Genomic DNA, 9,525 nt, shown 5'->3' with positions numbered 1-9,525 from the left:
CTTGAACCCACCAACCTTGGACAACGGAATGAAGCGCATGCCTGAACGTCCTGACACCTGGGCCTGGCTCGCCGCCTGGCTCGAACAGAACTGGCCGACTCTGTACGCCGGAGTCCTCGCCTTGATCATCGCGGCCCTGCGGATCATGTACGGCGGCGGCACCCTCCGGCGCATGCTGATCGAGGCCCCGCTGTGCGGCACGCTGGCCCTGGCCGCGAGCCATGGCCTGGCCCTGCTTGGCATTCCGACATCCACAGCACCGTTCTTCGGCGGTGTAATCGGTCTGCTCGGCGTCGAAGGTACCCGCGCCGCCGCCAAGAGGTTTTTCAACCGTAAGGTGGAGCAGCTATGACCACTCTTCGCCACGGCGACCGCTCGCAAGCGGTGCTGATCCTGCAAAAGAACCTCAACCGGCACGGCGCCAACCTCGTGCCGGACGGTGATTACGGCGACACCACCGAAGCCGCTGTCCGCGCCTATCAGGTCAAAGTCGGCCTGGTAGCCGATGGCATCGCCGGCACCAAGACCCAGACCAGCCTGGCCGGTGGCGACTGCGCCGCTCTGTTACACAACCACGATCTGGTGGCCGCTACCGAACGCCTCGGCGTACCGCTTGCGGCCATCTACGCGGTCAACGAAGTGGAATCCAAGGGCAAGGGCTTTCTCGACAACGGCAAGCCGGTGATCCTGTTCGAACGGCACATCATGTACCGCCAGCTCGCCACGGCCCGAAACGCAGGCGACGACACGGCCGAACTCAAGCGTCACGCCGACCAGCTCGCCACGGCCAACCCTGCCCTGGTCAACCCAAAGCCCGGCGGATACATCGGCGGTACCGCCGAACACCAGCGCCTGGCCATGGCCCGCTTGATCGACGACACCGCCGCGCTGGAGTCGGCGTCCTGGGGCGCGTTCCAGATCATGGGCTTTCACTGGAAGCGTCTCGGCTATGCCAGCGTGCAGGCTTTCGTGGCGGCGATGAGTGCCGACGAATCACAGCAGTTCGACGCCTTCACTCGCTTTATCGAGACCGCCCCAGCGCTACACAAGGCCCTGAAAGCCCGCAAATGGGCCGAATTCGCCAAGCTCTACAACGGACCGGACTATCTGCGGAATCTCTACGACACCAAGCTCCAGCGCGCCTACGAGCGGCACGCCGGCTGCGATTGCGGGCAAGAGGTGGCGGCATGATCTACTTCGAAGCGGTGCAGAAACTGCAGGTGCAGGACGGTGACTTACTGGTGGTGCCGGAGTCGACCGAACAGGACGACATGCAGTTGTTGGGCGAAGCCATCCAGTTGATGAACGGCGCCAGGGCAGTGATCGTGCGCGGCCCCATCAAGCAACTCGACTCCGCAGCCATGAACAAACTCGGCTGGTACCGCGCATGAGCACCCTGCGCCAGGCGCTGTACGGAATCGCCCTGCTCGGCGCCCTGGCGCTGCTGATCTGGGGCCAGCAACTACGCATCGACGTCGCCGAAAGCAAAACCGAACTGGCAAAGGCTGCGGCCAAGACTGCCCGCGAAGACGCTCACCGCAACCTTGCCACCGCCAAAACCCTCACCGACACCCTGAAGCAGGAGCGTGATGCTCAGAGTCTCCTGCGCAGCCAGCAGGACCAACTGCGCCTGGGCCTGGCGAAGCGCGAGCGAACCATAGAGGAGCTGAAACGTGAAAACGACGAACTACGCAACTGGGCTGACCAGCCTCTGCCTGACGCTGCTCGCCGGTTGCGCGAGCGCCCCACCCTCACCGGCGCCGCAGCTTACCGTGACTGGCTGTCCGGCCGTGGTGCCGTGCCACCTGCCGGCGACCAGCCCCCTCAACAACGGTGACCTACTGACCGACGAAGACCGCGCCGAAGCCGCCTGGGCCGACTGCGCGGCTCAGGTCGACATGGTCTACAAACACCTGCAGGGCAACCCATGAACAAGCCGGAAAGCCTGCGCGCCCACCTTTTAGCTACCGTTGCCGAGTTCAAGCACAACCCCGACCACCTGCTGATCTTCATCGACAACGGCAAGGTCCGTTGCACCGCCGCACACACCCTGTCGTTTGAATACAGCTTTGACCTGCAGATCATCCTCACCGAGTTCGCCGGCCACCCCGACAGCGTGATCTTACCGATCCTTGGCTGGCTCAGCGTCAACCAATCCGAGCTGCTGGAGAGCCTCGACAAGGTCAAGAACGGCATCCAGTTCGAAGCCGACATACTCGACAAGAACAAGGTGGACCTCAGCATAACCCTGCCGCTGACAGAGCGGGTGGTGGTCGGAAGGGATGACCAGGGCAACACCACCGTGAAGCACCCGAACGAACCACAATACGTGGCGGGCTACCTCGACCCGAACTGGAAGCCTGGAGCCCAGGGCAATACCAGTGAATGGATAGTGCCTGATGGCAAATAACCTAGAAGCGCTGGAGACCTGGGCGGCGGTGCTGCTGGATCGGCTGGAGCCAGGGGAGCGCAGCAAACTCGCCCGGAACATTGGACAGGAGCTGCGACGCAGTCAGCAAAAACGAGTAATTGCGCAGGAAAACCCGGATGGGAGCAAATTTGCGCCTCGTAAGCAGCGGAACCTGCGCGGGAAGCAGGGGCGTATTCGTCGGAAGCTGGCGATGTTCAAGAAGCTGCGGACTGCGTCATACCTGAAGGTCCGAGGCGACAGCAACGCTGTGACAGTCGGATTTTCCGGGCGCATTGCCCGGATTGCCAGGGTTCACCAGTACGGTTTGAAGGATCGTGCGGTGCGTGGTGCTCCCGAAGTGCGCTACGAGGAGCGAGAAGTGCTTGGCTTCACCGAAGGAGATCTTGACTTGATCCGCGACGAGCTACTGAAGCATCTAGCAGCATCAAATTAAACCACAGCTCCTTTTGGATGAACCCGTAACCTCAAGAAAGCGCCAGTATCTAGACCATGTTCAAACACCTTCATAAAAGCTTTAAAAAACTCATCATCTCCATGAATAAACCGAGTGTAGTTGTGAAGCTCACCATAGGATAATGGAATGCAAGGCACCTCAGTTTTTTTGTACAGCTCAATCATCTGAGGCGTATATGATTCGTAACTATCATCAAAAAGCTCCTTCACTACAACAAGTCCATACACCTTCTTTCCTTCCACATCAACCTCAACCTCCCGACCGTCTATAATTACGACAAAAGGCGAGGCTCTTCGCAAATAAGATATTGCACCCTTAACTTGCCCAACTCCCGACTTCAAAGCTTTGACTGCCGCCGATTTTTTCCTCTCTATCGTTTTATTCACATTACTTTCAAGATTTTGATTATCCTTCGCCTGAATCAAAAGCACGCTCTTTTCTGTTACGACAAGAATATCAACCATCTCTTCTTTATCATACGTCCGCTTCGGTGCCAAATAAATCTCATTGGACTTAAACGTCCGCTCAAGCAGCGAGATAATTTCTAATTCTTGTGGAAGCCCTGGTACCTCACGCTCTAGCGTGAACGAGCTAAAACCAGGACTACCATGATAACTATGGTTTTCAGGGCGCATATCGAAATAGATAATATCTTCAGGCATCAATGGCTCGTCAAAAGTAACATTTATCGCACGCTCATCATCCTTGGGACCACTTAGTTTAAACCATTCTGTTAACGACCTTAGTATCTCAGCCTGGTTTAGATTCACCGCGCTAGGTAGGATGGCGCTTCGAAGAGCATCGCGATGATCTTTAGTCGCTTTAAATGTTGCTCTATAGGACAACATCTCCCTGCCAACCTCATCAAAAAAATGCACATCTACTTTCGGGGATAGAAATAGCTTCGAAAGCTCTCTGCCGGACAACTCTTTTATCAAACCACCCCCCGTAGTATACGGATGTTGAGGATCATCAAAAAAACTCGCAAGAAACCCGACAGATTTAAAACCCTTCAGCTCATATGGAACTAGATAAATCAAAAAACCCTGACGCACCTTCGCTGTTAGGATCGCCTCTTTCGAAGTCTTCACAATCAACTTGGGAATTGAGTCAGCCTTAATCGTAATAGGCCACAGCCCAATTGGTAATTCCTTCACCGTATGCATAACGCTCGGATAACGAATTGAAAGCATCTTATTCACTCCTTTGAAGTTCACTTAGGTAAGACTTGCAATAGCCACACTAACGCACATCGCTTCACCTGTAACCCCCGCACTTACAAGCCTAAGTTACTGCGGCCACGCACGCGCGACGCCACCATCGGCGCCATGAACGACTTCGCCGCCCTCTCCCGTATGCTCGAAAACCTCATCCGCTTCGGCGTCATCGCCGCCGTGCAGATGGAGCCCCCGCGCGTGCAGGTAAAAACCGGAACACTGACCACCGCCTGGCTGCCATGGCTGGCCCTGCGCGCTGGCTATGACCGCGAATGGGACCCGCCCACCGTCGACGAACAAGTGATCCTTTTTAGCCCATCCGGCCAGCTCGCAAACGGCATCGTCGTAACCGGCCTGTTCAGCGACCACATCCCCGCCAACGGTAATCGCCCCGGCCTGCACCGTCGCACCTACGCCGACGGCGCGGTGATCGAGTACGACAGCGTCGCCCATCACCTGAACGCCACCCTGCCCGAAAGCGGTACCACCAGCCTGGTCAGCAAGGGCGGGATCAACATCATCGGCCCCATCAATCACCAGGGCGATTACAACCAAACCGGCAACCAGAACGTGGTCGGCCTGGTGACGGTCTCCGAAGACGTGGTGGCGGCCACTATCAGCCTGGTCAAGCACCTGCACGGCGGCGTGCTGGTGGGCAGCGCGAAGACGGGGATACCAGAATGAACCGAGAAACCGGCGCAACCATCAGCGATCTGGACCACATAGGCCAGAGCATCACGGACATCCTTACCACGCGCATTGGCACCCGTGTGATGCGCCGCGAATACGGCAGCCTGCTGCCTGAACTGGTAGACCATCCCTTCAATGACGCCACGCGCCTGCGCGTTTACGCGGGCACAGTCATGGCGTTGATGCGTTGGGAGACCCGTATCAGCCTCAGTCGCGTGCAGTTCCTCGGCGCGAACCTGCAAGGGCAGTCCGTGCTCGAGCTGGAGGGCTCCGTCGTCGACACCAATGAACCCTTGAGCCTGAGCCTGCCGCTGCAACTGGGGGGAAGCGTATGAATTCCTTTGCCGCAATTGACCTCAGCCAACTCCCGGCGCCGCAGATCGTCGAGCAGATCGATTTCGAATTGATCCTGGCCGAGCGCAAGGCCTACATGATCAGCCTGTGGCCGATCGAGGAACAGGAACAGATTGCCACGCGCCTCGACATGGAATCGGAGCCCCTGGCAAAGCTGCTGCAGGAGAACGCCTACCGCGAAACCATCTGGCGTCAGCGGGTGAATGAGGCGTCCATGGCGAACCTGCTGGCCTTTGCCAAAGGCCCCGACTTGGACCAATTGGCGGGCAACTTCAACGTCCCGCGCCTGGTGGTTCAGGAAGCCAAGCCCGTGTCCGTACCGCCTGTGGCGCGGATCATGGAAGGCGACGACAGTTTGCGTGAGCGGGCGCAAATGGCCTGGGAGGGGCTGAGCACCGCCGGCCCGCGGCAGAGCTACATTTTCCATGCCCGTGGGGCTGATGGCCGCGTTGCTGATGCGACCGCTGAAAGCCCATCACCCGCCGTGGCAGTGGTCACCGTGCAGGCCCTGCTCGGCGACGGCACCGCGTCTCCCGACCTGGTCGCCGTTGTCCAAAAGTACCTGAGCGACGATGACCGCCGCCCCGTGGCCGACCGCCTGACCGTCCAGGGCGCGGAGATCATCAGTTACCAGGTCAAAGCCAAGCTGTACCTGCTGACCAGTGGCCCCGAGTCGGAACCGATCCTTGCTGCGGCTGAGCAACGCTTACTGGCCTACGTCCACCAACGCCGACGCCTGGCAATGGAAGTGTCGGAATCTGCCCTGCACGCCGCGCTGTTCGTCGAGGGCGTGCGCAAGGTCGAGCTGGAAAACTGGGTCGATATCGTCGCCACCAAGGCCCAGGCGCCCTACTGCACCAGCGTCACCATCACGCGGGGTGCCGAGTAATGGGCGCCCAGCAGCTGCTACCGAAAAACTCCACATCGCTTGAGAGCCTGGCGGCGAAGGCCCTTGCGGAGATCAAGCGCGTACCTATCCCGCTGCGGCAGCTGTGCAACCCGAACACCTGCCCGGTGGTGGCCCTGCCCTACCTGGCCTGGGCCTTCTCCGTCGATCGCTGGGACGGCAACTGGAGCGAAGCCACCAAGCGCGCTGCAATCCGTTCATCCCGCTACATCCATGCGCACAAAGGCACCATCGGCGCCCTGCGCCGCGTGGTCGAGCCGTTGGGTTACCTGATCGAAGTGATGGAGTGGTGGCAGACGGTGCCGGAAGGCGTGCCAGGCACCTTCGCCTTGAAAATCGGCGTACTGGATACCGGCATCACCGAAGAAATGTACCTGGAGCTGACTTGGCTGATCGATGACGCCAAGCCGCTCACCCGCCCACTGACCGGCCTGGCAATCAGCCTGGAATGCACCGGCACCGTGTTCATCGGTGCGTGCGTTTACGAAGGCGACGAACTCAGCGTTTACCCACCGACCCAGCGCGATATCGACGTCAGCGGCGTGTACCGCATCGGTGGCCGCGAACACCATATCGACACGATGGACATCTACTCATGACCGATCAAAACACCCAGTTCTTCGCGATCCTCACCGCCGTCGGCGAAGCCAAACAGGCCAACGCCTCTGCCCTCGGCACGTCCTGGACCTTTGCGCAGATGGCCGTGGGGGATGCCAACGGCACAGACCCAATCCCCAGCCGCACCCAGACCAAGCTGATCAACGAGCGCCGTCGTGCACCACTGAATCAGGTGAAGGTGGACCCGAGTAATGCCAGTGTGATCATCGCCGAGCAGATCATTCCAGAAAGCGTCGGCGGTTGGTGGGTGCGTGAATTGGCGCTTTACGACGCGGATGGCGACATGGTTGCGGTCGCTAACTGCGCCCCCACCTACAAGTCGCTGCTGGCACAGGGCTCCGGCCGAACCCAGGTGATTCGGATCAACCTAATCGTCAGCAGCACGGCCAATATTGAGTTGAAGATTGATCCGAGCGTCGTCTTGGCAACTCGCGAGTACGTCGACACCTCGGTTATGGAAGCTATCGCGAAGTTGGACTTCAAGCACTCGGTGCTGGTGGCCACTACGGCAAACATCGTGCTGAACGGCATCCAGGCCATCGACGGTGAAATGCTGACAGCTGGTGCCCGCGTGCTGGTGAAAGATCAAGCACAGGCCAAAGACAACGGCATCTACGTCGTACCCGCATCGGGTGCGTGGAAGCGAGCGCAGGATGCGGACACGAGCGTCGAGGTGACGCCGGGGCTGTTCGTCAGCGTTGAAAAAGGCACGCTCAATAGCGACAGCGTCTGGCAGTTGGTGACGGATGCGCCGATTGTCCTAGGCACCACCGCCCTAGCGTTCGAAATGGTCGCAGGACGCACGGGCGTGAACACCGGAACCTATCGCAGCATAACCGTGGACAAATACGGACGCGTCATTGCGGGTACCAACCCGACCAGCCTGGCGAACTACGGCATTGAAGTCCCAACGCAGGCCGAGGCTGAAGCGGAGTCGGATCAAGACAACACTAAGCCGATGACCGTTTTACGTGTCTGGCAAGCCATTACAAAACGAGTAATTCAGGCAACAACTGCCATTGCTGGGATCGCGAAAATTGCAGGTACAGCGATGGCTAGCGAAGGTACAGATGACAGCTGCATCATGACTCCACTCAAGACGGCGGTTGCAGCCCCATCTGTTCGCGGTGCGAGAAGCAAACTCAGGGTGCTGACCACCGGGTTTGATCAATACGTGACCGTCACCGCCGACCAGTTGGTGCTGCAGAGTGCATCAGGCGTGCACTCAAGGCTTAGAAACGCGACGTTCCAAGTGTCCACAGCAGTCCAAGGTGTTGGCGGCCTGGATGCTGGGGTGATTGCGGCGAACAAGTGGTACAGCGTTTGGGCTATTTACAGTCCAGAGGACGGTACGCTGAGGGGGATGCTGTCTGAGTCGGCGACAGCTCCAACAGTTCCAAATGTCACATATCGGTATTGCCGGGTCTGCTGGATTTTCACCGATGCCACAAATAAATGGCCACTGGGCTGTACATATTCGGGTAATAAGGCGACTTGGAAGGTGGCTGCGGGCAGTAACGTGCCGACTGCTCGAATTATGGCTAGCGGTGTGAATGGCCATCCAAACACAACAACGTGGGTTCCAATTCCATGGGCTAACTTTGCGCCACCAAGTGCAATTTCCTTGTATGTCGGAATCCATGTTTCAAACTCCGGATTGGGAGCTGTAGCGGCTCCTAATAGTTCCTACGGCGGCTATGCTTCAACGACAAATCCGCCGCCTCTGAGCTTGACAGTTACAGCAAATGCGGCTGCTCAAAACATGAACTCTTCCGGGGTTATTCACCTGGAAACTTCGAACATCAGTTTCGCCTGTAACGATTCAACCGGCGTGCTAGCAGCTTACGGCTACGAGGATAATCTATGAGCGGTTTCGCTATCAGAACTGACGGTCAAGGTTGGCGTGTAGTAGACGGCCCTAAGCCAGACGCCGATGACGTTTCAAAGACCTATCCCGATCCTGCGATCGAAGTTTTCTCTACCCTACTTCCTCAACCCAATAGCGACGTGAGCTGGGCATCGGTTGACGTGGAGCGAGACCGGCGAATCGACATCGGTATCACGTTCGATAATGTGCTGTTCCAGTTCAGATCAGCCGACAGGGAAAACATCACTGGCGCCGCCCAACTGGCGTTCATGGCGGTTATTCTGAATAACGCACAGCCAGGAAACCTACGCTGGTCCAATCCTGACGTGGACTTCGATTGGATTGCGGCAGACAACAGTCGTATCCCTATGGATGCTCAGACGGTCATTGCTTTCGGCAAGGCCGCAGCGCAGCGCAAAGACGACATGATCAAGGCCGGCCGAACACTCAAGGACATGCCTGTTATTCCAGCGAACTACACTGACGACGAGTGGTGGCCAGTGTGAGCAAATTCCTAAACACATTGAAAACCGAACAGGACGGCAAGTGGGACCGCACCCTGCTGGCGGAGCTGTCGCTACAAGATGATGACCACGGCCTGATCACTGTTCCGGCTGGTTTCAGAACCGACTTCGCCAGCATCCGCTTCCTGCACAACATCTTCCTGTTCGTGCTGTACGCCCTGCTCGCCGGCTACGGCAATTACGCGGCCACCGTGCACGACTGGCTCTACACCACCGGCCCGCTCACCCGCAAACAGGCCGACGACGTGTTGTACCGAGGTTTGCGCGCCGAAGGGATCGCACGCTGGCGGGCCTGGCTGTTCTGGGTCGGGGTTCGCATTGGCGGCGCCAAACGCTACAAGCTCACCCCCCGCCTGATCATCTGCCACCTGTAACTCCCTCTCCTACAAGTCCCCGCGCTCGCCCATCCGGCGCGCGCGCGGCAGCCTGTGCACTGTCATTCCATCACAGCGCAGGCAACCAC

The 9,525-nt window shown here is 58.5% G+C and carries 14 protein-coding genes and 1 pseudogene; 14 read left to right on the top strand and 1 reads right to left on the bottom strand.

Features of this window, described 5'->3' with window-relative positions:
- The first annotated feature begins 28 nt into the window (after positions 1 to 28).
- From P3S72_RS09295 to P3S72_RS09265, 7 genes and pseudogenes are all read left to right on the top strand, one after another.
- A complete protein-coding gene (locus P3S72_RS09295; protein ID WP_174630454.1) occupies positions 29 to 352 on the top strand; it encodes a phage holin, lambda family in 324 nt (107 codons plus the stop codon).
- Positions 349 to 1,191 carry an N-acetylmuramidase family protein gene (locus P3S72_RS09290; RefSeq protein WP_276197086.1) on the top strand — a complete coding sequence of 281 codons (843 nt, stop codon included), beginning with the start codon at positions 349 to 351 and terminating at the stop codon, positions 1,189 to 1,191. Before P3S72_RS09295 ends, P3S72_RS09290 begins: the two co-directional genes overlap by 4 nt.
- Positions 1,188 to 1,391 (top strand): hypothetical protein, encoded by a 204-nt coding sequence (locus P3S72_RS09285; RefSeq protein ID WP_276197085.1) that lies wholly within the window; start codon positions 1,188 to 1,190, stop codon positions 1,389 to 1,391. Before P3S72_RS09290 ends, P3S72_RS09285 begins: the two co-directional genes overlap by 4 nt.
- Positions 1,388 to 1,753: pseudogene (locus P3S72_RS09280) on the top strand (LysB family phage lysis regulatory protein); the annotation flags it as partial. The gene P3S72_RS09285 and the pseudogene P3S72_RS09280, both read left to right, overlap by 4 nt.
- Positions 1,674 to 1,931 carry an Rz1-like lysis system protein LysC gene (gene lysC / locus P3S72_RS09275; protein WP_276197084.1) on the top strand — a complete coding sequence of 86 codons (258 nt, stop codon included), beginning with the start codon at positions 1,674 to 1,676 and terminating at the stop codon, positions 1,929 to 1,931. The pseudogene P3S72_RS09280 and the gene lysC, both read left to right, overlap by 80 nt.
- Positions 1,928 to 2,410: a phage tail protein gene (locus tag P3S72_RS09270; RefSeq protein ID WP_276197083.1), complete on the top strand. Its 483-nt coding sequence runs from the start codon at positions 1,928 to 1,930 to the stop codon at positions 2,408 to 2,410. Before lysC ends, P3S72_RS09270 begins: the two co-directional genes overlap by 4 nt.
- Positions 2,400 to 2,864: a phage virion morphogenesis protein gene (locus P3S72_RS09265; protein ID WP_276197082.1), complete on the top strand. Its 465-nt coding sequence runs from the start codon at positions 2,400 to 2,402 to the stop codon at positions 2,862 to 2,864. The genes P3S72_RS09270 and P3S72_RS09265 overlap by 11 nt, the downstream gene beginning before the upstream one ends.
- Here P3S72_RS09265 and P3S72_RS09260 read toward each other — a convergent pair.
- Positions 2,861 to 4,078: a hypothetical protein gene (locus P3S72_RS09260; protein WP_276197081.1), complete on the bottom strand. Its 1,218-nt coding sequence runs from the start codon at positions 4,076 to 4,078 to the stop codon at positions 2,861 to 2,863. The two genes, P3S72_RS09265 and P3S72_RS09260, sit on opposite strands and share 4 nt — an antisense overlap.
- A gap of 135 nt (positions 4,079 to 4,213) precedes the next feature.
- Between P3S72_RS09260 and P3S72_RS09255 the strand changes: the two genes are divergently transcribed.
- Genes P3S72_RS09255 through P3S72_RS09225 form a run of 7 tightly spaced genes read left to right on the top strand, consistent with a single transcriptional unit; the run spans position 4,214 to position 9,436 of the window.
- Entirely contained in the window at positions 4,214 to 4,786 is a 573-nt protein-coding gene (locus P3S72_RS09255; protein ID WP_276197080.1) for a phage baseplate assembly protein V, read from the top strand.
- The gene (locus P3S72_RS09250; RefSeq protein ID WP_141605797.1) at positions 4,783 to 5,127 is read left to right on the top strand and encodes a GPW/gp25 family protein; all 345 of its coding nucleotides are present in this window, start codon (positions 4,783 to 4,785) and stop codon (positions 5,125 to 5,127) included. The genes P3S72_RS09255 and P3S72_RS09250 overlap by 4 nt, the downstream gene beginning before the upstream one ends.
- Positions 5,124 to 6,035, top strand: a complete 912-nt coding sequence (locus tag P3S72_RS09245) for a baseplate J/gp47 family protein (protein ID WP_276197079.1) — start codon at positions 5,124 to 5,126, stop codon at positions 6,033 to 6,035. The genes P3S72_RS09250 and P3S72_RS09245 overlap by 4 nt, the downstream gene beginning before the upstream one ends.
- The gene (locus P3S72_RS09240; protein ID WP_276197078.1) at positions 6,035 to 6,652 is read left to right on the top strand and encodes a phage tail protein I; all 618 of its coding nucleotides are present in this window, start codon (positions 6,035 to 6,037) and stop codon (positions 6,650 to 6,652) included. Before P3S72_RS09245 ends, P3S72_RS09240 begins: the two co-directional genes overlap by 1 nt.
- The gene (locus tag P3S72_RS09235; RefSeq protein ID WP_276197077.1) at positions 6,649 to 8,538 is read left to right on the top strand and encodes a phage tail protein; all 1,890 of its coding nucleotides are present in this window, start codon (positions 6,649 to 6,651) and stop codon (positions 8,536 to 8,538) included. Before P3S72_RS09240 ends, P3S72_RS09235 begins: the two co-directional genes overlap by 4 nt.
- A complete protein-coding gene (locus P3S72_RS09230) occupies positions 8,535 to 9,044 on the top strand; it encodes a DUF4376 domain-containing protein (protein WP_276197076.1) in 510 nt (169 codons plus the stop codon). The genes P3S72_RS09235 and P3S72_RS09230 overlap by 4 nt, the downstream gene beginning before the upstream one ends.
- Positions 9,041 to 9,436 carry a DUF1353 domain-containing protein gene (locus P3S72_RS09225; protein ID WP_276197075.1) on the top strand — a complete coding sequence of 132 codons (396 nt, stop codon included), beginning with the start codon at positions 9,041 to 9,043 and terminating at the stop codon, positions 9,434 to 9,436. The genes P3S72_RS09230 and P3S72_RS09225 overlap by 4 nt, the downstream gene beginning before the upstream one ends.
- Positions 9,437 to 9,525 lie beyond the last annotated feature (89 nt).

It is taken from the genome of Pseudomonas sp. D3, from assembly GCF_029320995.1.
Lineage (GTDB): Bacteria > Pseudomonadota > Gammaproteobacteria > Pseudomonadales > Pseudomonadaceae > Aquipseudomonas > Aquipseudomonas paraveronii.
This window is presented reverse-complemented; position numbering and strand designations above follow the sequence as displayed.

Coding starts and splice junctions, on each gene's coding strand:
- P3S72_RS09295 (WP_174630454.1), top strand. CDS start 29: ATGAAGCGCATGCCTGAACGTCCTGACACCTGGGCCTGGCTCGCCGCC.
- P3S72_RS09290 (WP_276197086.1), top strand. CDS start 349: ATGACCACTCTTCGCCACGGCGACCGCTCGCAAGCGGTGCTGATCCTG.
- P3S72_RS09285 (WP_276197085.1), top strand. CDS start 1,188: ATGATCTACTTCGAAGCGGTGCAGAAACTGCAGGTGCAGGACGGTGAC.
- P3S72_RS09270 (WP_276197083.1), top strand. CDS start 1,928: ATGAACAAGCCGGAAAGCCTGCGCGCCCACCTTTTAGCTACCGTTGCC.
- P3S72_RS09265 (WP_276197082.1), top strand. CDS start 2,400: ATGGCAAATAACCTAGAAGCGCTGGAGACCTGGGCGGCGGTGCTGCTG.
- P3S72_RS09260 (WP_276197081.1), bottom strand. CDS start 4,078: ATGCTTTCAATTCGTTATCCGAGCGTTATGCATACGGTGAAGGAATTA.
- P3S72_RS09255 (WP_276197080.1), top strand. CDS start 4,214: ATGAACGACTTCGCCGCCCTCTCCCGTATGCTCGAAAACCTCATCCGC.
- P3S72_RS09250 (WP_141605797.1), top strand. CDS start 4,783: ATGAACCGAGAAACCGGCGCAACCATCAGCGATCTGGACCACATAGGC.
- P3S72_RS09245 (WP_276197079.1), top strand. CDS start 5,124: ATGAATTCCTTTGCCGCAATTGACCTCAGCCAACTCCCGGCGCCGCAG.
- P3S72_RS09240 (WP_276197078.1), top strand. CDS start 6,035: ATGGGCGCCCAGCAGCTGCTACCGAAAAACTCCACATCGCTTGAGAGC.
- P3S72_RS09235 (WP_276197077.1), top strand. CDS start 6,649: ATGACCGATCAAAACACCCAGTTCTTCGCGATCCTCACCGCCGTCGGC.
- P3S72_RS09230 (WP_276197076.1), top strand. CDS start 8,535: ATGAGCGGTTTCGCTATCAGAACTGACGGTCAAGGTTGGCGTGTAGTA.